We start from the raw sequence: 26,883 nt of genomic DNA, 5'->3' as shown, positions 1-26,883 counted from the left end.
TTTGTGTAGCTCTAGGCGATGGAGCTATTAGACAGGGAACAGAGGAGGGAAGAAATCGGAGAGATTTGGAAGGCTTGTTCAGAAAAACTGAACAAGCGGTGAGGGTTGTCCTCACCGCTTGCGGATGGCTCAGGCCATGTTGCGGGAGTAGAAGATCTCCAGCATTTCCTGCTTCAGCCGATCCTCAATGGACTTGGCTTCCACCGGATCCAGATCGCTGGCATTGACCCCGAACACATAGTTATCGAGGTTGAACTCCTTCAGCATCATCTTGGTGTGGAACAGGTTTTCCTGATACACGTTGACGTCGATCATCTGATAGGCGTTCTGGGTGTCCTCGGTCAGATAGTTCTGGATCGAGTTGATGTCATGGTCGATGTAGTGCTTGGTGCCATCGACATCACGGGTGAAGCCGCGCACCCGGTAATCGACCGTCACCACATCGGAATCGAAGCTGTGGATCAGGTAGTTCAGTACTTTCAGCGGCGAAATCAGGCCACAGGTGGACACGTCGATGTCGGCGCGGAAAGTGCTGATGCCCTCGTGGGGGTGGCTTTCCGGGTAGGTGTGAACAGTAACGTGGCTCTTGTCCAGGTGTGCAACGATGGTATCCGGCAGCGGGCCAGGAGATTCCTCGTTGTTGGCCTCGGGACCGGTCACTTCATGCTCGGCAATCAGCATGGTGACGGACGCACCGTGGGGCTCGTAGTCCTGACGAGCGATATTGAGGATGTTTGCGCCAATGATCTTGACCACATCCGACAGGATCTGGGTCAGACGTTCGGCGTTGTACATCTCGTCAATGTAATCGATGTACGCTTCGCGCTGTTCTTCGGTCTGTGCGTAACAGATATCGTAGATATTGAAGCTCAGAGATTTGGTCAGGTTGTTGAAACCATGCAACTGCAGTTTGGTTTCCATATTCAGCCCCCCCAACAGTTTGGAGATAAAAGACAATGATGGTGTGTTAGTACACCTCACACAAGGCCGCCACCGAACACTGACCGAGTTGATTACCTTTTGTGCAGATCCGGCGGAGAAGGGTGCGTATTATGCACACCGGACATGTCTTTGGATAGGGTTTGCAAACAACATTTTCGGTGCCTGAAAACGTGCGACCAGCAGGTCGTTAAGGAAGGCTTGTCAGAGCCGCCCGTGAGGGCTTCCGGAGCGGCTCCGTAGCTGTGGCCAGAGGCTCAGGCAGGCGTGCGGATTTCGTAGCTGTGGGTGATCTCGACACCGGCCTTTTCCAGCATGATGGATGCCGAGCAGTACTTCTCCGCCGACAGGCTGACCGCCCGCTTGACTTGGTTCTCTTTCAGGTTGTTGCCGGTCACGATGAAATGCAGGTGAATCCTGGTGAAAACGGCAGGCACGGCGTCGGCTCGTTCGGCCTCAAGTTCGGCGCGGCAGTCGGTGACGTCCTGCCGGCTCTTCTGCAGAATGCTCATGACATCGAAAGAGGAGCAACCGCCCAGTCCCATCAGCAGCAATTCCATGGGCCGGGGGCCCAGATTGTTGCCGCCATGATCCGGCGGTCCATCCATCTGGATGGTGTGACCACTGCCGCTGGTGGCCTTGAAGCTGGCGTTACCGGACCAGTCGATGGTTGCTTTCATGGCGTAGCTCTCCGCAAGGTTGGCGCGCTGAATGGAAGCGCGGATGCTACCACAACCAGGAGATGACCGGCACTGGCCGTCGCTGCCGCGTATACGCTGCATAACAGAGGGCAACATGTTTTATACGTGTTCATGTTGCCGAATAGAGGGCATCTTGTTATAAGTTCGTCGCTAAGATGCTAAAAATGAACCGCATCATGGGCACATAATAACGATTCGGCCGAGCCAGGACCGAACAACAGCTCGCAGTAGCAAACCCGCATGGAAAGCAGGGCAGATAAAATAACACCGGGACTAGCCAGTATTAAGGAGGCGTGACTCACACTATGGCCACTATCGTCAAGCCGGTTGAGCAAAAGACCAAACACTTGGATTATTTCCTTTCACAGTGCCATCGCCGGCGCTACCCCGCCAAGAGCACAATCATCTACGCTGGCGACAAGAGTGATTCACTGTTTTATATCGTCAAGGGGTCAGTAACCGTCATCATTGAAGATGATGATGGTCGTGAAATGATCATGGCCTATCTGAATGCCGGAGATTTCTTCGGTGAGATGGGGTTGTTCGACAACATGGATTCCCGCAGCGCCTGGGTAAAAGCCAAGAGCGAGTGCGAAGTGGCTGAAATCAGCTACACCAAGTTCCGTGAAATCGCCCAGCAGGACCCAAGAGTTCTGTATTTCATCGGCGAGCAGATGGCGACGCGGCTGCGCCAGACCACCCGTAAGGTTGGCGACCTGGCCTTCCTGGATGTGACCGGACGGGTCGCCCGTACCTTGCTGGACCTGTGTAAAGAGCCTGATGCCATGACCCACCCGGATGGCATGCAGATCAAGATTACCCGCCAGGAAATCGGCCGGATTGTTGGCTGTTCCCGGGAAATGGTCGGACGGGTACTGAAAACCCTGGAAGATCAGGGGCTGGTGCAGGTCAAAGGCAAAACCATGGTGGTGTACGGTACCCGCTAAACGGCCGATTCTTGCGCATTATTAATGCAGCTCATCTTGTGGGGCTCCTTCGGGAGCCCCATATTGTTTGTAGTCCGTCTTCCCCCGCTACTTACTGGAGTTGCCATGAGTACCATCCTGAAGCGTTTCCTCCTTGTTTCGAGTTTCTATCTGCTGGCCCCGGCTGCGAATGCGTTCGATCTGACGAATACCCTGTCTGCCGGTGCCGAGGCGCTGACCCCGACTGCTGAAACCAGTGGTCAGGCCCAGGTCCTTGTCGGGGCGCTGCAGGAGCAGTTGGGGGTTACGGACAGTCAGGCCGTTGGCGGTACCAGTGCTTTGTTGCAGCTGGCCCAGAATCAGCTGGGTGACGAAGCGATGGCTGGCCTTGGCCAACAGGTGCCTGGGCTGGACAGTTTGATGGGAGGTGGTGGCATGGCCAGCTCGCTGTTGTCCGGAATCTCATCCATGGACGGTGTCCAGCAGGCCTTCAGTGCCTTGGGACTGGACAGTGGCATGGTCCAGCAGTTCGTTCCGCTGGTGCTGGGGTTTCTTGAGCAGCAGGGCGTAGGCTCCGAGTTGCTGTCGAGTCTGGGCGGGCTCTGGTCACCCGCCGCCTGATCCCTCTCGCACAATACGCCGAACCGCTCCTGGTAAGGATGATGGGCTAGCGATGCCTGCGCCAGACCAGGAAGCGGTTGTTCGCCGGCATCTCCACGTCGTCTTCCAGCTCGAGGCCAACCTGGGCTCCCAGCGCAGACAGGTCGTCCATATCCCTTAGTCCCATGGTGGACTTTTGTGCTTTCAGATGCTCGTCAAACGCCCGGTTGCTGTCGCTGGTGTAGCGGCCCTGGTAGTTGAACGGGCCATACAGGCAGAACACACCATGCGCCGGCAGCAGGTTGGCGACGCCGGCGAACATGGCTTCTACCTCCGGCCACGACATGATGTGCGAGGTATTGGCGGAGAACACCGCGTCGGCGTGAGCCAGTGGCCACGGTGACGCGGCAACGTTGAGGCTCAGCGGCGCCAGAAGGTTGGTGCCGGTGAATTCCGCCAGCCAGGGCTGGCAGTAGCCCACAACGTCTGGTTGATCGCTGGGTTGCCAGTGCAGTGCTGGCAAGGCCGTGGCGAAGTAAATCGCGTGCTGCCCGGTACCGGTACCGATTTCCAGCACCAGGCCGTGGCTGGGCAGGAAGCGTTGAAGCTGCTCAAGAATCGGGCGTTTGTTGTTTTCGCAAGCCTGTGAAAACGGCTTTTCAACCATGGCAAAGAATTCCTTTAGCGTGGTGCGTCAGTAAAGGCCCGCTGCATTTCGCGGATGAACTGCACAGGCTGATCCAGTATAGGAACGTGTCCGCTGTTCTCAAAAAATATCTGGCGGGAGTTTGGCAGCAGTTCATGCATTCTTGCTTGGCCCTGCCAAGGGTAGAGCTCGGATTTTCGCCCGGTGATGAGGGTGGTGGGAACCTCGATGGACGGCAGCAGGGACAGGAAGTCGTAGTCGCGCTCGGCGTAGGCCCGAAGATGTTGGTAGAGCACGTACCAGTTTTCAACCGGAACCAGTTGATGGGCCAGGGTTGGAATGCGGATCAGCCGGCGGATACCCCATTTCATCCAGGGCTTGCTCAGCGCCAGCGACATGAAATCACTCAGGTGGTTGTAGAACCGGTCTTTGATGTCTCTGGGGAATTGGTCAAACGGCGTCTGTGGGTCAGATTTGGCGAGAAAGTCGAGGGTGGTTTGCCAGCTTTGAATGTACTCTGGCCCCTGCTGGCCAAACAGCCCCCAGGCCCAGTTTTCGTCATGGGACACCTTGGGAGCTTGATCAATATGCAGATAATGACGCAGTGCCCCGGTGCCAAACAGCTCCATGTAACGCAGTGATGTAGTTGCTCCCAGTGAGATGCCCCCCAGGTAAACGGGCACGCCACCGCTGTAATGACGGATCACGGCATGCAGGTCCTGGGCATGGCTGGTGACCACGCAGTCCTCACTGCAGTTAAGTCGCGAGGAGCGGCCAAAGCCTCGCAGGTCAGGCAGCACAAAACGGAAGCGATGCGCCAGCGGCAGTGTCAGCGGGAGCCAGTGGCGACTGTCCATGCCGAACCCGTGTAGCAGGATGACGACTGGCCCCTGGCCAAGCTCCCGAACGTACAGGGGCTGTTGATCGAGGGTAGTAATGCGTGTCATTGAAAGCTCCAGGGTCTGGTGGGGGCAATTGACCATGGTAAGGCGCACGGCCGGCACTGACCACGGGGTGTCGGGCCAATCCCGCTATCTGGGGTGCTATTCCACAATGGCCACGGCTTTGATCTGTACCCACACCGATTGCCCGACCTCAAGTCCCAGCAGATCTACGGCACGATTGGTGAGGCGGGCGAGCAAGGGTGTTTCATTAAGTTGCAAGCGGACCATGGCCATGCCGGAGTGGTCGTTGCCAGACAGTTCGCTGATGGTTGCCGGTAGCAGGTTCTGAATACTCTGGTCCGGGTGATGGGCCAGTGCGATGCTGACGTCCCTGGCCAGAATCCTGAGGCGAATGGTCGACCCTGGCGGAGTTGCCGGTGGGGTGCGAACCCACAGGCTGCCACTGTCGAACTCGCTCCGGCTCAGGTGCCACCGGGTATCGTGCTCACGGATCACCGCCGTCACAATGACGCTGGCGTCTTCGTCCCGCGACAACGGCAGGTCCAGCCTCGGCATTACCTCTTGCAGAGGCCCCTGGGCCAGTACCCGGCCGGCGTCCATCAGCACCAGGTAGTCCGCCAGCCGTGCCAGTTCATCCAGAGAATGGGTGACGTAGATCACCGGAATCGCCAGTTCATCGTGAAGCCGCTGCAGGTAAGGGAGGATGTCCCGTTTGCTGGCCTGGTCGAGGGCGGAGAGCGGTTCGTCCATCAGCAACAGGCGGGGGCTGGTCAGCAGAGCGCGGGCAATGGCCACCCGTTGCCGTTCGCCGCCGGACAGCTGGTCCGGTTTGCGGTTGAGGAGGTGCTCAAGGCCTAGCCATTGAATGGCTTGATCCGGCTGGATCTGCCGGTGTTCAGGGGCAATGCGGACAAAGCCGTACAGCAGGTTTTTCTGTACCGACAGGTGCGGAAACAGGCTGGCTTCCTGAAACACATAGGCCAGTGGCCGCTCATGAACCGCCAGCACCTGGTGATCGGATTGCCAGCAATCGCCGTTAACGTCAAGCTCGCCAGTCGCTGGCTGGAGTCCGGCCACACAGCGCAACAGTGTTGTTTTGCCGCAGCCTGAAGGTCCGAAGATGACGGTAATGCCGCGAGCGGGCAGGGTCAGGTCGGCTTCCAGCGTAAACTGGTCACGCTGGGCGTTCAGGGATATGCGGATAGCTTGCGTCATGGCCGCACCGCGCTGCCGTTCACCCGGCCGTTGATCAGGTAGAGGCTGAGCAGAACCGCAAACGAGAATCCGACCAATCCCGCCGAGAGCCAGTGTGCGTTGGCGTATTCCAGGGTTTCCACATGGTCGTAAATAGCCACCGACAGGACCTTGGTTTCACCGGGAATATTGCCGCCAATCATCAGTACCACACCAAACTCTCCCACCGTGTGGGCGAAACTCAGCACCGCGGCGGTCAGGAATCCTGGTCGGGCGAGGGGTAGGGCAATGCTGAGAAAGCGATCCCGCGGGGAGGCGCGAAGGGTAGCGGCTACCTCCAGCATACGGCTGGGTACTGCGGCAAAGGCATTCTGCAGCGGCTGGACCGCAAATGGCAGCGAGTAGATCACTGATGCCACAACCAGGCCGCCAAAGGTAAACGGCAGGGTGCCGAGGCCGAGGGTCTGGGTGAGTGCGCCCACGGGGCCGTCTGGGCCAAGCAACAACAGCAGGTAAAACCCAAGGACCGTTGGAGGTAGGACCAGTGGCATGGAGACAATCGCTGCCACCGGCTGGCTCAACCAATGCCGGCTGCGGGCAAGCCACCAGGCGAGTGGTGTGGCCAGCAACAGTAACAGTGCGGTTGTGGTGCCTGCCAGTTTGAGGGTGAGCCAGATGGCCTGCCAGTGTTCATTCATCCCGTTGGTCTCGGAAGCCCGTTAATCGGTATCGTAACCCGCCTGCTGAATCATCGCCCTGGCAGCGTCGCTTGCCAGGAAAGTGAGCCATGCCTGGGCGGCCGGGTTGTCCTGACCGCGGGACAACAGCACGGCCTGCTGGTTGATCGGGTCGTAGAGGGACTGGGGAATGTCCCAGAGGCTGCCGGGAGACTGGGGCCAGGCTTGAACCTGGGCCAGGGCGACGAAGCCGGTTTCGGCGTTGCCGGTGGCCACGAACTGGAAGGTCTGGGCAATCGACTCGCCCCGCACCAGCCTGGCTTGCAGCGGCTGCCACAGGTCTAAGCCTTCCAGCACCTGTTGCGCGGCCAGGCCATAGGGTGCGGTTCGCGGGTTGGCGACCGCCAGTCGCTGGAATTGCCCACCGGCGAGGTAGTCCGGGCCGTTGTCGAAATGGTTTGCATCACGGCTCCATAGCACCAGTTTCCCCCTGGCGTAGGTGAAGCGGCTGCCAGAAACGGCCTGGCCTTGCTGCTCCAGCAGGCTTGGTCGCGCCTCGTCGGCGGCCAGAAACACGTCGAAGGGGGCGCCATTGAGAATCTGGGCATACAGCTTACCCGTCGAGCCGTAACTGATGATGGCCTGGTGGCCGGTGTCTTGCTGGAAACGCTCAGCCAGCTGGCGGCTGGCATCGGTGAAGTTTGCGGCGACTGCCACCCGTACCAGCTCTGCCTGGGTAACGGCGGGGATCAGGGCCAGTAATGGAAACAGCCAAAAAAAAGGGCGCGGTATCATGGATCGGCGACGCTCTCGGTTACTCGTTATATTCGTATGGATATAATGCTAGACCAAAACGCCTCGCCTTGGCCAGCGCTTATAGGGTCGTTCAGGGTTGCTCGTTGGTCTCGGTGGGAGGGGCTAGCAATTGTTCCAGGGCCCTCAGCTCGGCGCAGGCCTGAACCGTTTGCTGGTATTGCTGGTACAGGTCGAGAACCTGACGGCCAAGCTCGGACAGCTGAGCTCCGCCGCCGTGACGACCGCCGGTGGCGGTGGTGACCAGCGGCGCCTTGAAGCACCGGTTCATGGTGTCGACCAGCAGCCAAGCGCGGCGGTAGCTCATGCCCAGGCTTTTGGCGGCTGCGGATATCGAATGGCCTTGGGCAATGGCGTCCAGCAGCTGGGCCTTGCCTGGCCCAAGGGCAATGTCCTGGCCAAGCTTCAGTCGTAACCTGGGAACGAGGTGGGGGTGGTCCGGCATCGGCGGTCTGGTGTTGGTCGTGGATATTGGTTCCTCAGCCTATACCGCGCCGAAGGCCGGTGCAATCCATTCTCAGGGCTGGCTGAGTCCGGCTGGCTCCAGGGGCGCGTCCAGCGGCAGGCAGTCCAGCAAATGCTGCCAGACTTCGCCGGCGTTGGTTTCGTTAACCAGCTCGTGGCGGGCTCCCGGGAACAGCCGGAAACTGGCGACCTTGATGCCAGCCTGGTGGATGGCATCACAATGGCGACTGACCCCTTGTCCCATCTCCCCGACCGGGTCATCGGTTCCGGCCATCAGGTGCACCGGAAGGTCCTTGCGCCACTTGCGCGGAGAGATGGCCAGCATGCCACCGATAAAGTCACACCACAGCTGGACCGTACAGGATGTGCCGCACAGCGGGTCGTCCAGGTAGCGGTCAACCTGTTTGGCATCCCGGCTCAACCAGTCATGACTGGTCCGGGTGGGGCTGAATCGTTTGTTGAATGCGCCAAAGGTCATACGGTCGACCAGGTGGCTTCGGTGTCGGCCTCCGCGCAAGCGAGCGATGGCGTTGATCAGCAGCTGAGACGTACGCAGGTGAATATGATCAATGCGGTTGGTGGCGCAGAGAATCAGGTTGTCCAGGTCTTCGCCATGGGCTTGGGCGCAAGCCTGGGCGATAAAGGAGCCCATGCTGTGGCCAAACAGGGTCAGCGGCAGCTGGGGATATTGCGCGCGGCTGTGTTGCACCACGGCGTGCAGGTCGCTGACCACCTTCTGCCAGCCGTTCTGGTCGCTGTAGTGTCCCCGATCCTGTTCCGGGCAGCTCGGACCGTGGCCCCGGTGCTCGACCGCAATCACCTGGACGTTACGCTCAACCAGCCAGTTGGCCAGCGCACCGTAACGACCGGCATGTTCCGCCATGCCGTGGGAAATCACCAGGACTGCCTGGGGCGCGCTGACATGCCAGGTTTTGACGGGGATTTGGTGGCCATCGGGCGCGTTAAGGAAGCTTTCGCTGTAGGTCATTGTGGTCGGTCTGTGTGTCGTATGAACAGTGTCACCAGTTTAGGCTGAAACCTTGCGGTTGTCTGAGACACCGGTTGGAGTTCCTGTGACTGGGCCAACCGGCGTTCGGACTCGCTCTTCCTGGCTTACCCCTGGCGTGGCAGGCTGGAGCGGTCTCCGGCCATGTCTTCCTGCCGGGGCGCAGGCCGTCGCCATTCCGGTGGCTGCCACAGTCGCTGCAGGCGCTCGCGCCAGTTTGCTGAGCGTGCCATGTCCCGGAACAGGTCGACGTATTCATGGGTCCACAGGGTGATCAGCCGGTTGTTCGGGATCGCTGTGGTGATGCCATATTGTGGTGGATCCTGAAGATCTTCGTCGATAAAAGTGCCGAAGAGGCGGTCCCAGATGATCAGGATGCCACCGTAGTTACGGTCGATGTAACCCGGGTTGCGGCCATGGTGTACCCGGTGGTGACTTGGGGTGTTGAACACCAGCTCGATCCATTTGGGTAGTCGACCCACCAGGGTGGTGTGGATAAAAAACTGATACACCAGGGAGAGCGCAAAGATGACGCCGATCCAGACGGGGTTGAGGCCAAGCAGGGCCAGCGGCACATAGAACAACCAGTTGCCATTAAAAATGTTGGTCGCATTCTGGCGCATGGCTGTCGAGTAATTCATACGTTGAGAGGAGTGGTGGACCACATGGGCTGCCCAGAACCAGCGCATGCGATGACTGCAACGGTGCATCCAGTAGAAACAGATTTCCACTCCGAAGAAGGTGAGGAGCACGGTGAACGCGTTCAGCTCCAGGTCGAACAGGCGGTGCTGATAGGCAAAGGCGAACACCGGGAACGCGATGAGGCCGGCAAACAGCAGCTCGGTGATCTGGTAGCCAGCACCCAGGGCAAAGTTGCGTATGGCTTCGCGGGTGTCCATGAGTTGCGGGTTGTTGCGAATCTTGCGGTATTCCCAAAGCGCTACGGCGACGAAGACTGGCGTGGCGATGACAAAGATGAGCTGCCGTTCGTCCAGTGCCAGCCAAGGGGCAACTGCCTGCCACAGGGGCATCAGGCCGCTCTGTTCAAGGACGTTCATCATCATCTCGGTGATGCTCATTATGGGCTCCCCGTATTGTCGTTGTGTGTGGTCGTGCTGAATATCAGGAGTGTGTACATTTTCTCGCCAATTTCGGGCTTTGGATTGACATATCAGGTCAAGAAATTGACTATTTAAGTCAAATTTGTCGGAGGATGCGCATGGCCGCAGTAATACGGGTAACCGGTGCCTGGGTCGGGTTGTTGATGGACTGGCTGGACCGCGAGGGCTTGGAAGCGAAAGCGCTACGGGTAGCGGTAGAGCGCTGGAGCAGCGAGGAAACGGTGCCGGTGCCAGTATGGCGGAACCTGTTGGATCAGGCGGTTGAACTGGCGCCTGGTCACCTGGCCCCGGAACTGGCCATCGGCAGGGGTGTGATGCCCGGTCACGTGGGGGCCTTGGGTTATCTGGCGCTGGCCTCCGATACCTTGGGCGAAGCCATGCTGGCGTATCAGCGCTATGAGAACCTGTTTTACGGCGTCAACCTGGCTCAGGTGTCGGTGGAGGGAAGCGAGGTGGAAATCCGCTGGCCGCGGGAAGGCAATGAGCTGGGGCAGCGTGCGGATGGTGTTGGGATCGCGGCTTTGGTGACGTTCATGCGTCGTCAGCTGGACAACCCGCCGCCGCCCTCCTCAATCAGTTTTATGGAGGGTGTGGCCCCGGGGGCTGCAATGGCCTACGAACAGTTCTTTGAATGCCCGGTGCGTTGGCACGACAGTCATGTCCGAGTGCGCTTCCCGGTCTCCTATCTGACCCAGCCGATGCTAAGCCGTGACCCGGCTTTGCGGGTGTTGCTTGACCGCCAGGCCCAGGCACTGGTGCGGGCGTTGCCATCGGACTCGGCGATGGACCGTCAGTTGCAGCAAGTTCTGCTGAGATTACTGGCGGAGGGGGAGCCAACCCTGGCGCGGGCGTCAGCGGCCATGCACATGTCGCCGCGGACCTTGCAGCGGCGTCTGGCCGGCCATGGCTTGAGTTGGCAGCAGTGGCTTGACCGCAGCCGGGAACAGTTGGCCAGCCAGTACCTGCAGGACCCGGCATTGAGCCTTTCGGACGTGGCGCTGTTGCTGGGGTTTTCCGAGCAGAGCGCCTTTACCCGTGCGTTCCGGCGCTGGACAGCAACATCGCCCGGACGTTTTCGGCAGTCGGTGAGACCGTTGCGTTCCCCGGCTCGCTAAGGTACAAGAAATGGGCTTCTTGCTAACAGCTGTTGCCAACAATTCATTGCCAATGAGAGGAACCTGGAATCGTGAGATATGCAAAGACGCTTGTGGTGGTCCTATGGGGAGTGCTGATGCTGGCCGGCTGTGCCAGTCTTCAAAGCGGGGACAGCGGCGGTAAGGGGGAGTCTGCAACTGCTGAAACCTACCGGATTACCGGGTCAGTTACCTACCGTGAGCGCATCCCGCTGCCTCCGAAAAGCGTGGTTACGGTGACCCTGGAGGATATCTCCATTGCAGACCGCCCAGCGGAGCGGCTCGCCGAAGAAACGATTCAGGCTGGACGTCATCAGGTGCCGATCAAGTTCGCACTCTATGTTGACCCGGCGCGTCTGCAGGACAACCACCGTTATGGCGTTCGGGCAACCATCCGCGATGTTCGGGGCAACCTGCTGTGGACAACCGACACAACTCACAGTATCGATCCCCAGCAGGGCAGTGCTGAAATGGGCTCCCTGGTACTGGTCCGCGTTAGCGGCAGCTGAGCCGGTCCGGCCTGCTTAGCCCTGCCGGTAACGAGTGTAGAGGTCAGCCAGGGGCGCAAGTTGTCCCTGGTTGCTTTCCAGCCATTGCTGCATGGGCTTTGGCAGCCGATTCTCCGAAGGCCACGGTACCGGGTAGGCTTCGGGCTGGAACAGTGGCGCAAACAGTGCCGCAGCGGTCAGGTCTGCTCGCGTGAATGTGTTCCCCACCAGAAATTCCGAGCGTTGGTAAGCGGCTGCCAGCTCTGCGAGTATGTCTTCCATGCTCTGTTGGGCTTTCTGCGCAGTGCGCTCGTTGATTTTCATCCAGTTCCGCATGATTTCCTCAATCCGGCTAAAGCCCAGGCGCAGCAGGTAGCGGTTGTAGAACGGGGTTTGCGCAGCCAGCATGGGTACCACCTGTTTCGGACGTTGCAACAGGTAGTGGTAGCAGTAGCAGCGTATGGCAGGGCCGGCCACGGTATCCAGACGCCGTTCCCATTCCCTGGCCAGTTGCCGGGTCTGAGGGTCCAGAGGGGTGAGCGGGCGGTCGGCAAAGGTCTTGTCTAGATAATCAATGATATCGGCGGAATTCTGAATCACCCGGTCGTCATGGACCAGTACCGGAACAGAGGTTTTGCCGGTCAGGCTTTTGATCTGCTTGATGTGGCTGCCTGGCAACAGACTGATTGTTTCGTAGTTCAGGCCCTTAAAGTCGAGCGCCCAGCGAATTTTCTCGCAGTAGTGGGATATGGCGAACTGGTAGAGCTTGATGGCCATCGGTGGCATCCTTGTTGGGTCAGCAAAGGCGTCAAGCCTACTGTTTTTTCATCCAAGGGTTAAGGAAACCCGCCTAAAATGCGGAAAACCTAAAGCAAGGAGAGTGTCCATGAAAACAGCAGCATGGTGCGCAGGCGTTGCACTGACAACGATGGCAGGTCTATCGGGGTGTGCCTATCTGGGCGGGAGCGGAACTGCGCCGGCAACCGCCGCATTGGCGTGTGGCCAACTAGACATCACCGTGAACTATCGCGGTGATGGCGCAACACTGGCGGTCGGGGACGAGCAGTATTCCCTGGTACAGGTGCCGGCGGCATCCGGTGCCAAATACCAGGGTGACGAGGACCCCGAGATCCAGCTGTGGAACAAGGGTAATGTCACCATGCTTTCAGTGGGCAACCAGAGCTGGCCTCAGTGTGTCCCCCAGGGCACCATTGCGGAGCCATTCACGGCCAGGGGAAATGAGCCGTTCTGGCATGTTGCTGTTGATGGCGGTCAGCTCAGCCTGAAACGGATGGGGGCCGACGAGGTCGGACCTGCAGGTTATGAGGTGGCAAGCAGCAACGTCACCGGGCAGACCCTGAAAGCCACGCTCAATGGCCAAGCCGTGATCCTCGAGACCGCCCCCCAACTGTGCCGGGATTCCATGTCCGGTATGGCCTACCCGCACCAGGCGCGGCTGTCGATTGACGGTGAGAAACTGGCAGGCTGTGCGGGTGATCCCGCGCTGTTGCTGCAGGGTGTGGAGTGGGTGGTTGAGGATATAGATAACGGCGGCATCATCGACCGCTCCCGGGTAACGATCAATTTCCTGCCCGAGAACCGAGTGGCCGGTCGTGCCTCCTGTAATAGCTTCATGGGGGGCTACCAGCTGACCGGCGAAGGGCTGACCTTTGGCCAGGCCGCCACCACCATGATGGCGTGTGCGCCAGCGCTGATGAACCAGGAACGGAAATTCCTCGAGGTGCTTGGCAACGTGCAGCGCTTTGACATCAGCCGTACCGGTGCGCTGATTCTGCAGACCGGAGATGGCCGCACGCTGCGAGCCTATGGTGCCCAGTCGCTGAAGCCATAACGCAGAACCCAAAACCCAAACCAGAGTACATACCCGGGCGCCAATGGCGTTCGGGTCACTAAACTGTAGTAAACCGCGGTTACGTTGGAAGGTCGTTACCTCTCTGGAGACCCACCATGACTGAGCTGCGCGCCTTGACCCCTCACGCTGCCATTCCGACCGAACAGGCGACCCGGGACAGCCGTCAGCGTCGCTTGCTGAGAACCTTCCTTCCTGAGTTGATCAAGACTGAGCGGATCCTGGCGGAAGCACCAGAGTGGGTCTCGACTCAGGTATTGGAGCGAGTGGCGTTGAAGGACGTGACCGTGCCAATCTACCGCGCCGACATCGGCAGCAAATCACCTGATGTGCCGGCCTTCCTGCTGGTGGGCGGCGTTCACGGGCTGGAACGGATCGGAACCCAGGTAGTGCTGGCCTGGCTGCAGAACCTGCTGGCGCGGCTGCGCTGGGACCGGCACCTGCAGGAGTTGCTCGACAAGGTGCACATCACCGTACTGCCCATCCTTAACCCGGGCGGTATGTACCTCAACCAGCGCAGCAATCCGAACGGCGTGGACCTGATGCGTAATGCGCCCATTACCGCGCAGGACCGCAGTGCCTTCCTGCTGGGGGGGCAGCGGCTGTCGCCCCGGTTGCCCTGGTACACCGGCGATCCTGAGCAGGGTATGGAACGGGAGAACCGGGCGCTGGCTTCAGTGATCGACGAGTTGATGGTCGGGCGCCCGTTCAGTCTGGCATTGGACTGTCACTCGGGCTTTGGCTGGGAGGATCAGATCTGGTTCCCCTACGCCTACCGCCGCCGTCCAATGCGACGAATTGCCTCAGTGATGGCGTTGAAGCTGATCTGGGAGCAGGCCTACCCCAATCACAACTATCGTTTTGAGCCCCAGTCCCGCCACTACCTGACCCACGGCGACTTGTGGGACCACTTCTACAAGCAGGTGAACCGTACCGGGGAGGGCGCCTTTATTCCCCTGACCCTGGAGATGGGCTCCTGGCGTTGGGTGCGCAAGCGCCCCCGCCAGCTGCTGCGACTGGATGGATTGTTCAACCCCCTGGTACCCCATCGCCATCAGCGAGTGCTGCGGAGTCACCTGCCGTTCATAGACTTCCTGGTCAATGCCGCGGCCAGCTACGATGGCTGGTTGCCAGTGAGGGAAGAGGAGAGCATGCTCAGGGAAGCGGCAATCATGCATTGGTATCGGGAACACGGCTGATATGAGATGGATTTTGCTGAGAGGGTTGGCGCGGGAACAGGCCCATTGGGGCTCGTTCCTGCCACAGATTCGGGAGGCTTTTCCCGACCACCAGTTTTTCCCGGTGGACTTGCCGGGAACGGGCGTTCATTTCAAGGAAGCCAGCCCAACCACCATCGCCGACATCCGTCGCCACGTGCAGGCCCAGGTGGCGCATATTCCCAAACCCTATAGCGTGCTGGCGTTGTCCCTCGGCGGGATGGTGGCCCTTGATTGGGCGCAGCATGTACTGGAAGGTGAAATCCAGCAGCTGGTCCTGATCAATACCAGCTCCGGTTTCAGCCCACCCTGGCAGCGAATGAAACCGGGCGCCTGGCCCAGGTTGCTGCGTATCGCCGGTCGCCGGGACCTGTTCCGCCGCGAGCGGGACATCCTGTCGCTGTCGTCCAACCTGCCGATCAGTCAGACGGTCGCCAAGCAGTGGTACAGTATCCAGCGCCAGCGACCGGTGACGGCAACCAATGCCTTGCGCCAGATCGCTGCGGCAGCCAGGTTCCGGCCAGGCAGTAAGCGCCCACTCACCAATGCCCTGTTGCTGACCAGTGCCGGTGACCGCCTGGTGGACTGGCGATGCAGTCAGGCGCTGGAATCCCGCTGGCAGTGGACCCTGAAGCGGCACCCCGATGCGGGGCATGACCTGCCGCTGGATGATACCGCGTGGATCATCCGGCAACTGCGCAGTTATCTGGATGGCGAATAATGGTTGCTTGACGCAACTCTTTTTTATAGGCAGTCTCTGGTGCATGAATCCAAAAAGGAGACTGCCTGGTATGAAAATTTACGAAACCAAAACGGCCCCCAATCCCCGCCGCGTTCGGATGTTTCTGGCTGAGAAAGGCCTGCTAGAGCAGGTGGAGTTCGTGGAGGTGGATATCGAGAAAGGCGCCAACCTGACCCCGGAGTTCACCGCGATGAACCCGATGAAAAAGGTACCGGTGGCCGAACTTGATGATGGTACCTACCTGGCAGAAACCATGGCGATCTGCCGCTATGCCGAAGAGGCCCATCCCGAAACACCACCGCTCCTTGGTCGTACGCCGCTGGAAAAAGCCGAGATTGAACAGTGGCTGCGCTGGATCGATTTCTATTTCTTTATGCCCACCGGCATGTGCTTCCAGCACACCAGTGGCTACTTCAAAGATCGCATGAATCCCATTGCTGAATGGGGAGAAGAGTGCCGAACCCTGGTGGAGAAGTTTCTCGATTTCCTCAACAAGCACCTGGAAGGCCGTGACTACATCTATGGCGACAGCCTTACCGCTGCGGATATCAACGCCTTTACCACCGTTGCCTTCAACCGGGTGAACCGCATTTCCATCAAACCCGAGCAGACCCACCTTCAGGCCTGGTTTGAACGTATCAAGGCCCGCCCATCCGCGTCGGTCTAATTGGGAAGCAGAGAGTGGAGTTTTACCATGATTGACCTGTACACAGCGCCAACCCCCAATGGCCACAAAATTACCGTAATGCTTGAAGAGCTCGGTGTGGACTACAACCTGATTCCGGTCAACCTGTCGGCTGCGGAGCAGAAAACCCCGGAGTTCCTCGCGTTGAACCCGAACGGTCGTATCCCGGTCATTGTCGATCGCGATAACGATGACTTTGTCGTGTTTGAGTCTGGCGCCATCATGATTTATCTGGCTGAAAAGTACGGACGCTTTCTGCCGGAAGACCCGAAGGGGCGCTCGCAGGCGCTGCAATGGCTGATGTTCCAGATGGGCGGGATTGGCCCGATGATGGGGCAGGCCAATGTGTTCTATCGCTATTTCCCGGAAAAGATTCAGCCAGCGATCGATCGTTACCAGCACGAATGCCGACGGCTGTTTGAGGTGCTCAATCTCCGTCTGGGTGAGTCGCGGTATCTGGCGGGCGACGAGCTTACCATTGCTGATTTCGCCAACTGGTGCTGGGTGCGTACGCATACCTGGTCAGGCGTGTCGGTGGAGGGTCTGGAGCACCTCCGGCGCTGGCTGGACGAGCTGGCGGAACGGCCCGGCTGTCAGGTTGGCGTAAAAAAACCACCGCGGCCAGGTGAAGCCGAGGAGTTCATCAAGGCGGCACAGAAAATGGTCACCAGCTGACCGGCGTCAAGCCTCCAGATTTGCAAAGTGATGCAATATAAGCTAATAGAATAAGCTTATATTTTTTTGTGATTATTGGGGGTGGTTATGATGACTCGGCAAACTTGGCTTGCGGTGACGGCTGGCTTGACAATGTTGGCGGCCGATGCGGCTGCAGCGGGCGAAGCGGAGCTGGTGGCGGAGGCCCGCAGCCGCGCCAGCGGCTTCGCCTCAGACCTTCAGGCCACTCTGAAAGGGGCCATCCAGGCTGGCGGGCTCACCCAGGGCATAGAAGTCTGCAAAAGCGCGGCTCCGGCCCTGGCCGATCAGCACAGCGTCGAAGGCTGGAGTATCGGCCGAACCGCATTACGGGTGCGCAATCCTGGCAATGTGGCAGATGCCTGGCAGACTGAGCAGCTTGAGCAAATGGTGGCTGCACCCATGCAGGATGGCCGCCCCGCCTCGGTCTGGCGAATGACTGAGCGGGAAGGCCAGCCCATGTTTGAGTATATGCAGGCAATCCCAACCGGTGAGGTGTGCCTGAAGTGCCATGGTCAGTCGCTGTCTGACGATGTGCAGCAGTCACTGGCTGAGCTGTATCCGGACGACCAGGCCACGGGATTTGGGCTTGGCGACTTGCGGGGGGCCTTTGTCGTGCGTTATTGGCCGGTGGTCGGGCAGTAACGGACCCTCCAGAAACAAAAACGCCAGGCGTGATGCCTGGCGTTTCTTTTTGGTCGTTTTTCGCTGGGGCTTACCCTTAGAAAAACAGTTCCTCAAGCTTGGCGCCGGGATCTGGTGCCCGCATAAAGGATTCGCCCACCAGGAATCCGTAAATGCCCCGTTCCGTCATCGCGGTCACGTCTTCACGGGTCAGGATGCCACTCTCGGTAATGGCCATGCGGTCACTGGGAATTCGGCCGTGAAGGTCGAAGGTGGTGTTCAGGGACACGTCAAAGGTGTGCAGGTTGCGGTTGTTGATGCCGACCAGTGGTGTCGTCAGGGTCAGGGCGTCGTCCATCTCCTCACCGTCATGCACTTCCACCAGCACATCAAGCCCGATTTCGTGGGCGATGCCCTCCAATTCCTGCATCTGATCCTTGGTCAGGCACGCGGCAATCAGCAGGATGCAGTCAGCCCCCAGTGCACGGCTTTCATACACCTGGTAGGGCGCCACCATGAAATCCTTGCGGATCACTGGCAGGTCACAGGCGTTACGCGCGGCCACCAGATAGTCTTCGTGGCCCTGAAAGAAGTCCCGGTCAGTGAGCACTGACAGACAAGCCGCTCCGGCCTTGGCATAGCTTTCGGCAATGGCGGGTGGGTTGAAGGGGTCCCGCAGGATACCCTTGCTGGGGGAGGCCTTCTTGATCTCGGCGATCACCGCCGCTTGCCGGGCTTCAATGCGTGACCGCATGGCTGCCGCAAAGCCTCGGGCAGCTGGCTGGTCGACGGCACGGGCCTTGAGGTCCGCCAGAGGCGCCTTGGGCTTGCGTTCGTCGATCTCCTGCCATTTGCGCTCAACAATCTTGCGCAGGATGGTCGGGGTGCGGTCGTTGTGTCGGTTGCTCATTGTCAGTCTTCAGTCGTAACAGTGTGAAAAGTCGGCCAGTTCAGACAGTTTTCCGGCTGCCAGGCCACTGCCAATCGCATCCAGGGCCATATCAACACCGTGCTTCATGGTGTCGGCCAGCCCGGCGACGTAGATGGCGGCGCCGGCGTTGAGGGCGATCATATCACGGGCCTTTTCAGCGATGTCGTCGTGGCCGCGGCCAAAGGCGGCGCGGATCAGCGTCAACGAGTCTTCTGCTGTGGTGACGTCGAGGCCGGTCAGGGTCTGGCTCGGGATGCCAAGGTCTTCGGGGCGGATGGTGTACTCACTGATCTCGCCGTTTTTGAGTTCGGCAACGTAGGTTTCGCTGGCCAGGCTGATCTCATCAAGGCCATCCTTGGAGTGCACCACCAGGATGTGCTCACTGCCCAGGTTCTTCAGCACTTCGGCCATCGGACGGCACAGCTCCCGGGTGAACACGCCGATCAGCTGACGCTTGACGCCTGCCGGGTTGGTCATCGGGCCAAGGATGTTGAACACCGTGCGCATGCCCAATTCCCGGCGTGGGCCGATGGCGTGTTTCATGGCGCCGTGGTGGGCAGGGGCGAACATAAAGCCAACGCCGATCTGTTCGACGCAGCGGGCTACCTGTTCCGGGCTGAGGTTGAGGTTGACGCCGGCCTTTTCCAGCAGGTCGGCACTGCCACTCTTGGAGGACACGGCGCGGTTGCCGTGCTTGGCAACATAGCCACCTGCGGCAGCCACCACAAACGTGGCGGCGGAAGAAACGTTGAACAGGTTGGCACCATCTCCACCGGTACCGACAATATCGACCAGCGGCTCGGCGCTGATGGCGACTGGCGTGGCCAGCTCACGCATCACTTCGGTGGCCCCGGTGATTTCCTCGATGGTTTCGCTCTTGATGCGCAGGCCCATCAGCAGGGCCCCGATCTGGGCGTCGGTGGCCTCGCCATTCATGACGATGCGCATCACATCCTTCATTTCTTCGCGGCTGAGGTCGAGGTTGGCGGCAATTCGGTTGAGCGCTTCTTTGATATCCATTCGGTGGCCTCTTCTGGTCGGTTCGTGTCGGTGCCTTTAGAGAGCTTAGCAATCAACTCCGCAAAAAGTTCCGTAACAGCTCATGGCCCTGCTCGGTCATGATCGACTCGGGGTGGAACTGTACGCCCTCAATGGGCAGGGTCTTATGGCGAACGCCCATGATTTCTTCCACCGAACCGTCGTCGTTGCGAGTCCAGGCGGTCACTTCGAGGCAATCCGGCAAGGTGTTCTTGTCGATCACCAGGCTGTGGTAACGGGTGGCCTGTAGCGGGTTGTTGAGCCCACGGAATACGCCCTGATCCTTGTGATACACCGGAGACACTTTGCCGTGCATGACCTGTCCGGCACGGATGATGTCGCCACCGAACACCTGGCCAATGGACTGGTGGCCCAGGCAGATGCCCAAAATCGGCAGCTTGCCGGCAAAGTGGCGGATGGCCGCCATGGAAATGCCCGCTTCGTTCGGAGTGCAGGGGCCTGGTGACACGACCAGCCGCTCCGGCTTCAGGGCTTCAATTTGTTCGATGGTGATTTCGTCGTTACGGTGCACCTGAACGTCGGCACCCAGCTCGGCCAGGTACTGAACCACGTTGTAGGTGAAGGAGTCGTAGTTATCGATCATCAGTAGCATGGCACGGCTCCTCAGTGGTCAAAATCGTTCAGGGTCATGGCAACGGCGCGGAAAATCGCCCGGCCCTTGTTCATGGTTTCCTTCCACTCCAGCCGTGGAATGGAGTCCGCCACCACGCCGGCGCCGGCCTGGATGTGCAGGGTGTTGTCCTGGATCACCGCGGTACGGATGGCAATGGCGGTATCCATGTTGCCGTTCCACGACAGATAACCCACCGCGCCGCCGTATATGCCGCGTTTGACAGGTTCCAGTTCATCGATGATTTCCATGGCGCGGATCTTGGGGGCGCCACTGAGAGTGCCTGCGGGCAGGGTAGCCCTCAGCACGTCGAGGCAGGACATGCCGTCTTTCAGGCGGCCGGTCACGTTCGACACAATGTGCATGACGTGGGAGTAGCGTTCCACGATCATCTTGTCCGTCAGTTTCACCGTGCCGGTTTCCGATACCCGGCCGGCGTCGTTGCGGCCCAGGTCGATCAGCATCAGGTGTTCCGCGATTTCCTTGGGATCGGCCAGCAGTTCCGCTTCCAGAGCCCGGTCCTCGGCATCGGTGGCACCGCGCTTGCGGGTGCCGGCAATCGGCCGGACGGTGACTTCCTGGTCTTCAACCCGGGCCAGGATTTCAGGCGAGGAACCGACGATCTGGAAGTCATCCAGGTCGAGGAAATACATATAGGGCGACGGGTTCAGTACCCGCAACGACCGGTACAGGTTCAGCGGTGGCGCTTCGAACGGGATCGACATACGCTGGGAGATCACCGTCTGCATGACGTCGCCATCCAGAACGTATTCCTTGATCTTATCGACCGCCGCTTCAAATTTTTCCTGAGTGAATCCGGAGATGAAATCATCCTCACTCACCGGTGTACCGCTCAGGTGTTCGGGGGTGCGAGGGGCGTCGGCGGTTTGGCGGTGGAGCTGGAGTTCCAGTTCGTCCAGACGTGCCTGAGCCTGATCGAAAGCGCCTGCGACGCTGGGGTTAACATGGACGATCAGGTGCAGCTTGCCGCGCAGGTTGTCGAACACCACCACTTCGTCAGACACCATCAGCAGAATGTCCGGGGTGCCGATCTTGTCCGGCGGGCATGTCTTTTGGAGGCGCTTCTCGATGTAGCGCACCGTGTCGTAGCCGAAATAGCCGACCAGGCCGCCGTTGAATCGCGGCAGGTCGTCCAGGTCCGGAGCGTTGAAGCGCTGCTGGTAGGATTCGACAAACGCCAGCGGGTCGTCGCTTTCGGTGTCTTCAATGACCTTGCCGTCACGGGTAATGGTGATGCGGTGGTCGCAGACTTTAAGGATTTCCCGGCTGGGCAGGCCAATGATGGAATAACGCCCCCACTTTTCTCCGCCCTGGACGGATTCAAACAGGTACGAGTAGGGGCCGCTTGCCAGCTTGAGGTATGTGCTCAGCGGCGTGTCCAGGTCGGCGAGGACTTCACGGGAAACGGGAATACGGTTGTAGCCGGTCTCAGCGAGGGCTGCGAACTGCTCGGGAGTCATGGGGTCATCCTGTTATTTGACGAAACACGAAATCGGGTATTGATCCCTCAAATTCGGGAGGAATCCTGAAGGCAGTGTGCGCGTCGGGGCGTTCAGACACTGCAAAGCTGAGCGATCAGCCGGTACGCCATCGCCACCATCGTGTTGCGCGCGAGGTCAGAACGCTGCGCGCGGTAGTCAAATTCAGTCCCTGCACTGCAGGTTGCTCCCTAAAACAGGCGGATATAGATAGGATGCCGACGAGATTACAAAAGCTCCGTCAGCGAATCAACCACTATCTCGGCTCCCAGGCCGTCCACAGGGCCTCCGTGGTTGTAGCCGTAGCGAACTGCGACCACCGGCAGGCCGGCGTTTTTGGCCGCGCTAATGTCGGTGATGGAGTCGCCAACCATCAGGGCATCTTCCCGGCACCCTCCGAGGGCATCCAGGGCGTGGAACAGGGGCTCCGGCGCGGGCTTTTTCACCGGCAGGGTGTCGCCGCTGACGGTGATGTCGAACCAGTGGGCTAAGCCCATGCGCTCCAGCAGGTCGTCGGTAAAGGCCGCCGGTTTGTTGGTGACCACCCCGAGTTTACAGCCCTGACTGTGCGCGGCCTGCAGAAAGGTTTCGATGCCCTCGAACAGGGTGGCATGGTGACCGTTGACGCTGTGGTAGGCTTCAAGGAACAACGCCATGGCGCGCTCGAACACGGTCTCATCGTGTTGGCCGTCGTCCTCGTAATCATGGCGCCCGGCCAGCGCCCGGCGTACCAGTACCGCTGCGCCATTGCCGACCCAGGTTCTGACCTGTGCTTCCCCGGCGGAAGCTTTGCCCAGGGCCTGCAGCATGGTGTCGGTGGCCACGGCGAGATCCGGGGCACTGTCCACCAGGGTGCCGTCCAGATCGAACAGGATAGTGCCCGGCCATTGGCCGGAAAACAGTTCAGTCAGCTTCATGATGTTTGTGTCTACCGCTTTGCCTGGGCCAGCTCGGCACGCATCTGGTCGATGGTGGCCTTGTAGTCTTCGGTATTGAAGATGGCAGAGCCTGCCACGAAGGTGTCAGCACCAGCTTCGGCGATTTCACGGATGTTATCTACCTTGACGCCGCCGTCAATTTCCAGCCGGATGTTATGGCCGCTGGCATCAATCCGCTGGCGGGTTTCGCGCAGCTTATCGAGGGTTCCGGGGATGAACTTCTGGCCGCCAAAGCCTGGGTTCACCGACATCAGCAGGATCATGTCGAGCCGGTCCATCACGTGGTCCAGGTAGTGCAATGGGGTGGCTGGGTTGAACACCAGGCCGGCCTTGCAACCGCCATCACGGATCAGTTGCAGCGAGCGGTCGATATGCTGGGAGGCCTCCGGGTGGAAGGTGATGTAGGTGGCGCCAGCATCAATGAACATGCGGATCAGGTCGTCCACCGGGCTCACCATCAGGTGGGCATCAATGGGCGCGGTTACACCGTGTTTGCGCAGAGCTTCGCAGACCATCGGCCCGATGGTCAGGTTGGGCACGTAGTGATTGTCCATCACGTCAAAGTGAACGATATCGGCGCCAGCGGCGAGGACATTGTCGACTTCTTCCCCCAGTCGGGCAAAATCGGCAGACAGAATGGACGGGGCGATCTGGAACGGGTTCATGGCGGCTCTCTTCAATGTGCGCAGTTAAGTCGTTCGCAGGCCGGGCCGGAATCGTAGGGCTCGCTGCGAAGGTGCTAGTCTAACAGGTTGTTGTTGGGCATTTGCAGTATTGGTCAAAGATTGGTGGGGCATGTGGCAGGCGGAAGAATGAAGGGAGCAGCAGGTATGAGCGGAATGGCCGGCGGGCTGTTCTGGGTGTTGCTGTGCTGGATGAATGTGGCGGTTGCTGAGGAACCCGCCGGGGAACCATCAGCGGGTGCCGAGCCAGCGGCGGAGGTAACGCGGCTGGCGACCTCCACAGGCCTGGGGGACCGTGACCTGGCGCGCCGGTTTCCGGAGCGGGCGGTATGGCTGGAAGTAGAAGGCAGTGATAGTGAGCTGGCGCTGCTGGAACCGGAGCGTCAGGCCGTTGCCCGTGGTGCTGTGCTGCTTATGGGGGATCAGGGGCAGCCGGTCGCCAGCGGATTGCCGGGGGCGATGCCGTCACGGCTGGCCGAGCATGGCTGGGCAACCTTGGTGGTTGGGCTGCCGCAACCCTCTCTGGTGGACGAAAGTGCTGCGGGCGGCGCTGCCGCGGACGGTGCGGCTGACCCAGCGTCGGTGATGATTGATGTGATGTCTGAACCGGCGGCGGCCACTCATCACGTGGCTCACCGGGAACGGGTCCGTTCGATATTGGCGGCAGGGGAAGCGGAGTTGAGCCGCCGGGGCTATCAGCGCATTGTGTTTGTGGGTGTCGGGTTGGCCGCCCTGCCGGTGATGGAAGCGGCGATGGGTAACACAGGCGAGCCTGGTGAACTGGTGTGGATTGCTCCGCGATTTCCGGCCGCTGAGGCTGAGGCCTGGCCGGCCAGCCTTGATGGCCTCGAGGACTGGTTAATCCTGGACCTGGCCAATCCTCTGGTTACCAGCCCGGGCTACCGGGATCGGGCGGCGGTGTTCCTGCGCCATGGTCTGAGCGGCTACCGGCAGCAGCGGCTGGTCATGAGTGAACCGGTGTCTGTCCGTGACGCGCCGGCGGTGGTCAATCGTCTGTTGGGTTGGCTGGCGTTGACAGGCGATGGCACTGACGCGCCCTAGTCCGTTTGGCGGCGCTTGCGTACGATGTCCCAGGACTGTTGGTATCGCAGCAGCCGTTCTTTTGCCTTGGCAAGTTCGCTGGCGCTGATGTTTCTGGGCAGTTTGTCCGGGTGGCAGGTGGCGACCCGTTTGCGATAGGTCTGTTTGATGGCTTTCAGCGAATCACGGCGGGTAATGCCCAGAACCTTACAGGCTTCTTCGTAAGTGCTGGGTTCGGGAAGAAACTCTGGCTGGAAGGGCCAGGCCTTGCAGGCGTAGCTGTCCAGAACCTCTTCAACCACGCGGATATCCAACCCCAAGTAATCCACGGCGTCTTCGCAGCGGTGGCGTCGTGGCTTGGCCGGTTTGCCGTGGAGCTGGGCGGCATGACAAAGGCAGGTGGAGACGATCAGCGCCGGGGTCGGTGACCAGCGTTGGCTGAGTCGTAAGCGCAGTGCTTTCATGGCCGGCAGGGCCTGTGCCTGTTTCCCCTTCTGGAACTGCCCGATGGCCCGTCGTCGCTGTCGTGGTGACAGCGACAGAGCCTTGATCAGGGCCTCGGCAAAGGCAATGTCCATTTCGGTGACCCGTCCGTCCGCCTTGGCGATGTAACCAAGAAAGAAAAACAGGCTGGGCCGGCCCCAGCTTGGCAGGCCGGTTCGGGTAATGAGCTCGTCGGCCTGGTGGTTGCAGTCGGCCAGGGTGTCCAGCACGTTGCCAAGGGCGGCATCCAGTCGTGGCGGCAGCGGTTGCACATACCGTTCGTGGGTCATGGTTGCAGCGCCTGGCGTTGGCGAAGGTGCTGGTCGAGGGCGGCGAGGCGCTCCGGGGTGCCAATGTCCAGCCACTGGCCCTGGTGGTGAAGACCGCGGACCTGATGATTGCTCATGGCCTGGCGCAGCAGCGGTGCCAGCGGGTGGAATCCCGGCTCCAGAGTTTCAAACAACGACCGGTGCAGCAGGCTGATGCCGGCGAAGGTCAGTTTGCCGGCGCCCTCGCTATGGACCTGCCCCGCGGCATCGAGGTGGAAATCCCCGTTCGGGTTGTGGTCGGGGTTGTCGGTCAGCACCAGCACGGCGCGGGTGTCGCTGTCGGTCGGCGGAGTCAGTTGGCACACATCAAAGTCGCACCAGATATCGCCGTTGATGACCACGAACCAATCGTCGCCTCCGTCTGTCAAAAGCGGCAACGCCTGACGAATGCCCCCGGCGGTTTCCAGCGGTTCCTGCTCCCGCGAGTAGCGGATGCGGACGTGGTAGTCACTGCCGTCTGCCAGCGCCTGCTCAATCTTGTCACCGAGCCAGGCATGGTTGATGACAATGTCCTGAAGCCCGGCATCGTGCAGGCGCTGCAAATGGTAGCCGATGAGGGGTTTGCCCCCGGCCTGGAGTAGCGGCTTTGGCGTGGTCAGAGTCAGGGGACGCATACGCTCCCCCTTGCCGGCGGCGAGAATCATCGCTTTCACTGGCCCGCTTTCTCCTGCAGCGGCGATACCAGCTGGGCGTTGATGGCGGGCATCACGGTGCTCTCCAGCCACTCATGGAAGTGGCGCAGGGCGCCGTGGCGTGCACTTGCGTCCACCAGGTACTGCACAGTACGTGGAATATCGCCGAGGTAGCCAGTTTTGCCGTCCCGAATGGCGAGGCGGGCAAAGATGCCCGCGGCCTTGAGGTGCCGCTGCATGCCCATCAGCTCGAACCACTGACGGAACGTAGCCGCATCCGCATGATGCAGGCCCGCATCCAGGCTGAGGGTGCGGTAGTGCTCAACCCAGCGCTCCACCGCATCGTCGGGCCAGCGTACGTAACAGTCTTTCAGTAGTGACACCAGGTCATAGGTAATGGGGCCCTGGACGGCGTCCTGAAAGTCTATGACGCCAGGGATGGCGGTTGCAGGGCGTGCCAGCAGGTTACGGGAGTGGTAATCGCGGTGGACGACAACATCGGGTTGTGCCAGTGCGCTTTCCCGCAGGAAAGTAAAAACAGTATCAAGCAGGCAGTGTTCGGCATCGCTCAGCGTCAACCCCAGCTGTTGCGTCAGCAACCAGTCCGGGAACAGGGCCATCTCCCGGTTCAGCAGCTCGGTGTTGTACGGTGGAAGTGGGAAGTCCGGGTTGGCCGGCAGTTGCTGGATGCGCAGTAGTTCTGCCATCGCGCCCTGGTATATGCGGTCGGCATTTTCTTCGTTGAGTTGGCCCAGCAGCAGCTGGTCGCCAAAATCCTCCAGCAGCAGGAAGCCCTGATCCAGGTCTTGCCGCACAACCGCGGGTACCGCCACACCATGATCATGCCAGTGTGTGGCGATGGCAACGAAGGGGCGGCAGTCCTCATGTTCCGGAGGTGCATCCATCACAATGAAGGTGGCGTTGTGATCCGCAACGCGGAAATAGCGCCGGAAGCTGGCGTCGCCGGAAACGGGTTCGGGTGTGGCCTGCTCCAGGCCGGGAATTTGCCTGACCCAATCAGTCAGCTGTGCGAGTCGGGTGTCCATGGATACCGGTTGTGATCCTGATGAGTCGGGGTTAAAGAGGGTAAAACAGGAAAGTTAGCAGAAGGCAGTGGTGAGGGTAAAACGGTTTCCGTTAACAAGGTGGAATGGTGCGTGTAAACTAGGCGGCTACCCAGGGAAGCCCGGATTGCAGGTTTCCATTTGTCACCCACTCAGGACAGGATCACTG

The 26,883-nt window shown here is 60.0% G+C and carries 31 protein-coding genes; 11 read left to right on the top strand and 20 right to left on the bottom strand.

Annotated elements, in window-relative coordinates; genetic code table 11:
* Nucleotides 1–129: 129 nt before the first annotated feature.
* Nucleotides 130–921, bottom strand: a complete 792-nt coding sequence (gene speD, locus BMZ67_RS01080; RefSeq protein WP_092020073.1) for an adenosylmethionine decarboxylase — start codon at nucleotides 919–921, stop codon at nucleotides 130–132.
* 275 nt (nucleotides 922–1,196) lie between these two features.
* On the bottom strand, nucleotides 1,197–1,619 hold the full coding sequence (locus tag BMZ67_RS01075) for an OsmC family protein (protein ID WP_092020876.1): 423 nt from the start codon (nucleotides 1,617–1,619) through the stop codon (nucleotides 1,197–1,199).
* Nucleotides 1,620–1,945: 326 nt separating this feature from the next.
* On the opposite strand from BMZ67_RS01075, the gene crp reads away from it, so the two are divergent.
* Both crp and BMZ67_RS01065 read left to right on the top strand, forming a co-directional pair.
* The gene (crp, locus tag BMZ67_RS01070; RefSeq protein WP_091811031.1) at nucleotides 1,946–2,587 is read left to right on the top strand and encodes a cAMP-activated global transcriptional regulator CRP; all 642 of its coding nucleotides are present in this window, start codon (nucleotides 1,946–1,948) and stop codon (nucleotides 2,585–2,587) included.
* 105 nt (nucleotides 2,588–2,692) lie between these two features.
* On the top strand, nucleotides 2,693–3,187 hold the full coding sequence (locus tag BMZ67_RS01065) for a DUF2780 domain-containing protein (RefSeq protein WP_092020072.1): 495 nt from the start codon (nucleotides 2,693–2,695) through the stop codon (nucleotides 3,185–3,187).
* Between the two features lie 46 nt (nucleotides 3,188–3,233).
* On the opposite strand, the gene BMZ67_RS01060 is transcribed toward BMZ67_RS01065, so the two are convergent.
* From BMZ67_RS01060 to BMZ67_RS01025, 8 genes are all read right to left on the bottom strand, one after another.
* Nucleotides 3,234–3,833 (bottom strand): DUF938 domain-containing protein, encoded by a 600-nt coding sequence (locus BMZ67_RS01060; RefSeq protein WP_092020071.1) that lies wholly within the window; start codon nucleotides 3,831–3,833, stop codon nucleotides 3,234–3,236.
* A gap of 14 nt (nucleotides 3,834–3,847) precedes the next feature.
* The gene (locus BMZ67_RS01055) at nucleotides 3,848–4,759 is read right to left on the bottom strand and encodes an alpha/beta fold hydrolase (protein ID WP_175481810.1); all 912 of its coding nucleotides are present in this window, start codon (nucleotides 4,757–4,759) and stop codon (nucleotides 3,848–3,850) included.
* A 96-nt stretch (nucleotides 4,760–4,855) separates the two neighbouring features.
* Nucleotides 4,856–5,932, bottom strand: a complete 1,077-nt coding sequence (modC, locus tag BMZ67_RS01050) for a molybdenum ABC transporter ATP-binding protein (RefSeq protein ID WP_092020069.1) — start codon at nucleotides 5,930–5,932, stop codon at nucleotides 4,856–4,858.
* A complete protein-coding gene (gene modB, locus BMZ67_RS01045; protein WP_092020068.1) occupies nucleotides 5,929–6,609 on the bottom strand; it encodes a molybdate ABC transporter permease subunit in 681 nt (226 codons plus the stop codon). The genes modC and modB overlap by 4 nt, the downstream gene beginning before the upstream one ends.
* 21 nt (nucleotides 6,610–6,630) lie before the next feature.
* Nucleotides 6,631–7,383, bottom strand: coding sequence for a molybdate ABC transporter substrate-binding protein (modA, locus tag BMZ67_RS01040; RefSeq protein WP_092020067.1), 753 nt, complete (start codon nucleotides 7,381–7,383; stop codon nucleotides 6,631–6,633).
* Nucleotides 7,384–7,474: 91 nt separating this feature from the next.
* On the bottom strand, nucleotides 7,475–7,846 hold the full coding sequence (locus BMZ67_RS01035) for a winged helix-turn-helix domain-containing protein (protein WP_092020066.1): 372 nt from the start codon (nucleotides 7,844–7,846) through the stop codon (nucleotides 7,475–7,477).
* 72 nt (nucleotides 7,847–7,918) lie between these two features.
* The gene (locus BMZ67_RS01030; RefSeq protein ID WP_092020065.1) at nucleotides 7,919–8,854 is read right to left on the bottom strand and encodes an alpha/beta fold hydrolase; all 936 of its coding nucleotides are present in this window, start codon (nucleotides 8,852–8,854) and stop codon (nucleotides 7,919–7,921) included.
* Between the two features lie 125 nt (nucleotides 8,855–8,979).
* Complete coding sequence (locus BMZ67_RS01025) at nucleotides 8,980–9,951, bottom strand: sterol desaturase family protein (protein WP_092020064.1); 972 nt, start codon at nucleotides 9,949–9,951, stop codon at nucleotides 8,980–8,982.
* A gap of 140 nt (nucleotides 9,952–10,091) precedes the next feature.
* Here BMZ67_RS01025 and BMZ67_RS01020 point away from each other — a divergent pair, with 140 nt between their 5' ends.
* Nucleotides 10,092–11,108: a helix-turn-helix domain-containing protein gene (locus BMZ67_RS01020; RefSeq protein WP_092020063.1), complete on the top strand. Its 1,017-nt coding sequence runs from the start codon at nucleotides 10,092–10,094 to the stop codon at nucleotides 11,106–11,108.
* A gap of 71 nt (nucleotides 11,109–11,179) precedes the next feature.
* Complete coding sequence (locus BMZ67_RS01015; RefSeq protein ID WP_139214311.1) at nucleotides 11,180–11,635, top strand: YbaY family lipoprotein; 456 nt, start codon at nucleotides 11,180–11,182, stop codon at nucleotides 11,633–11,635.
* Nucleotides 11,636–11,650: 15 nt separating this feature from the next.
* Here the strand turns inward: BMZ67_RS01015 and BMZ67_RS01010 are convergent, their stop codons facing one another.
* The gene (locus BMZ67_RS01010) at nucleotides 11,651–12,391 is read right to left on the bottom strand and encodes a glutathione S-transferase family protein (protein WP_092020061.1); all 741 of its coding nucleotides are present in this window, start codon (nucleotides 12,389–12,391) and stop codon (nucleotides 11,651–11,653) included.
* 109 nt (nucleotides 12,392–12,500) lie between these two features.
* Here BMZ67_RS01010 and BMZ67_RS01005 point away from each other — a divergent pair, with 109 nt between their 5' ends.
* The 6 genes from BMZ67_RS01005 (at nucleotide 12,501) to BMZ67_RS00980 (ending at nucleotide 17,466) form a co-directional block, all read left to right on the top strand.
* Nucleotides 12,501–13,466: an META domain-containing protein gene (locus tag BMZ67_RS01005; protein WP_175481809.1), complete on the top strand. Its 966-nt coding sequence runs from the start codon at nucleotides 12,501–12,503 to the stop codon at nucleotides 13,464–13,466.
* A 116-nt stretch (nucleotides 13,467–13,582) separates the two neighbouring features.
* The gene (locus tag BMZ67_RS01000; protein ID WP_092020059.1) at nucleotides 13,583–14,683 is read left to right on the top strand and encodes a M14 family zinc carboxypeptidase; all 1,101 of its coding nucleotides are present in this window, start codon (nucleotides 13,583–13,585) and stop codon (nucleotides 14,681–14,683) included.
* A 1-nt stretch (nucleotide 14,684) separates the two neighbouring features.
* Nucleotides 14,685–15,422, top strand: a complete 738-nt coding sequence (locus BMZ67_RS00995) for an alpha/beta fold hydrolase (RefSeq protein WP_092020058.1) — start codon at nucleotides 14,685–14,687, stop codon at nucleotides 15,420–15,422.
* A gap of 70 nt (nucleotides 15,423–15,492) precedes the next feature.
* Complete coding sequence (locus BMZ67_RS00990; RefSeq protein ID WP_092020057.1) at nucleotides 15,493–16,110, top strand: glutathione S-transferase family protein; 618 nt, start codon at nucleotides 15,493–15,495, stop codon at nucleotides 16,108–16,110.
* A 27-nt stretch (nucleotides 16,111–16,137) separates the two neighbouring features.
* The gene (locus BMZ67_RS00985) at nucleotides 16,138–16,803 is read left to right on the top strand and encodes a glutathione S-transferase family protein (RefSeq protein ID WP_092020056.1); all 666 of its coding nucleotides are present in this window, start codon (nucleotides 16,138–16,140) and stop codon (nucleotides 16,801–16,803) included.
* A gap of 87 nt (nucleotides 16,804–16,890) precedes the next feature.
* Nucleotides 16,891–17,466: a Tll0287-like domain-containing protein gene (locus BMZ67_RS00980; protein ID WP_245749832.1), complete on the top strand. Its 576-nt coding sequence runs from the start codon at nucleotides 16,891–16,893 to the stop codon at nucleotides 17,464–17,466.
* Nucleotides 17,467–17,542: 76 nt separating this feature from the next.
* Here BMZ67_RS00980 and trpC read toward each other — a convergent pair whose 3' ends face one another.
* The 6 genes from trpC to rpe form a co-directional block, all read right to left on the bottom strand.
* On the bottom strand, nucleotides 17,543–18,355 hold the full coding sequence (trpC, locus tag BMZ67_RS00975; protein ID WP_092020055.1) for an indole-3-glycerol phosphate synthase TrpC: 813 nt from the start codon (nucleotides 18,353–18,355) through the stop codon (nucleotides 17,543–17,545).
* Between the two features lie 9 nt (nucleotides 18,356–18,364).
* Nucleotides 18,365–19,396, bottom strand: a complete 1,032-nt coding sequence (gene trpD / locus BMZ67_RS00970) for an anthranilate phosphoribosyltransferase (protein WP_092020054.1) — start codon at nucleotides 19,394–19,396, stop codon at nucleotides 18,365–18,367.
* Between the two features lie 52 nt (nucleotides 19,397–19,448).
* Nucleotides 19,449–20,027, bottom strand: coding sequence for an aminodeoxychorismate/anthranilate synthase component II (locus BMZ67_RS00965; protein WP_092020053.1), 579 nt, complete (start codon nucleotides 20,025–20,027; stop codon nucleotides 19,449–19,451).
* An 11-nt stretch (nucleotides 20,028–20,038) separates the two neighbouring features.
* Nucleotides 20,039–21,526 carry an anthranilate synthase component I gene (gene trpE / locus BMZ67_RS00960; protein WP_092020052.1) on the bottom strand — a complete coding sequence of 496 codons (1,488 nt, stop codon included), beginning with the start codon at nucleotides 21,524–21,526 and terminating at the stop codon, nucleotides 20,039–20,041.
* A 245-nt stretch (nucleotides 21,527–21,771) separates the two neighbouring features.
* Nucleotides 21,772–22,461, bottom strand: coding sequence for a phosphoglycolate phosphatase (locus BMZ67_RS00955; protein ID WP_092020051.1), 690 nt, complete (start codon nucleotides 22,459–22,461; stop codon nucleotides 21,772–21,774).
* Nucleotides 22,462–22,472: 11 nt separating this feature from the next.
* On the bottom strand, nucleotides 22,473–23,147 hold the full coding sequence (gene rpe / locus BMZ67_RS00950; RefSeq protein ID WP_092020050.1) for a ribulose-phosphate 3-epimerase: 675 nt from the start codon (nucleotides 23,145–23,147) through the stop codon (nucleotides 22,473–22,475).
* Nucleotides 23,148–23,312: 165 nt separating this feature from the next.
* Here rpe and BMZ67_RS00945 point away from each other — a divergent pair, with 165 nt between their 5' ends.
* The gene (locus BMZ67_RS00945) at nucleotides 23,313–24,227 is read left to right on the top strand and encodes a DUF3530 family protein (protein WP_175481808.1); all 915 of its coding nucleotides are present in this window, start codon (nucleotides 23,313–23,315) and stop codon (nucleotides 24,225–24,227) included.
* Here BMZ67_RS00945 and BMZ67_RS00940 read toward each other — a convergent pair.
* From BMZ67_RS00940 to BMZ67_RS00930, 3 genes are read right to left on the bottom strand one after another with little or no spacing between them, the layout of a single operon-like run.
* Nucleotides 24,224–24,979, bottom strand: coding sequence for a molecular chaperone DjiA (locus BMZ67_RS00940; protein WP_092020048.1), 756 nt, complete (start codon nucleotides 24,977–24,979; stop codon nucleotides 24,224–24,226). The genes BMZ67_RS00945 and BMZ67_RS00940 overlap by 4 nt on opposite strands.
* The gene (gene murU / locus BMZ67_RS00935; RefSeq protein WP_092020047.1) at nucleotides 24,976–25,671 is read right to left on the bottom strand and encodes an N-acetylmuramate alpha-1-phosphate uridylyltransferase MurU; all 696 of its coding nucleotides are present in this window, start codon (nucleotides 25,669–25,671) and stop codon (nucleotides 24,976–24,978) included. Before murU ends, BMZ67_RS00940 begins: the two co-directional genes overlap by 4 nt.
* Nucleotides 25,668–26,696 (bottom strand): aminoglycoside phosphotransferase family protein, encoded by a 1,029-nt coding sequence (locus BMZ67_RS00930; RefSeq protein ID WP_092020046.1) that lies wholly within the window; start codon nucleotides 26,694–26,696, stop codon nucleotides 25,668–25,670. The genes murU and BMZ67_RS00930 overlap by 4 nt, the downstream gene beginning before the upstream one ends.
* Nucleotides 26,697–26,883: the final 187 nt, after the last annotated feature.

Origin of the sequence: Marinobacter zhejiangensis, assembly GCF_900114775.1 — a bacterium.
GTDB classification, from domain to species: Bacteria; Pseudomonadota; Gammaproteobacteria; order Pseudomonadales; family Oleiphilaceae; genus Marinobacter; species Marinobacter zhejiangensis.
This window is presented reverse-complemented; position numbering and strand designations above follow the sequence as displayed.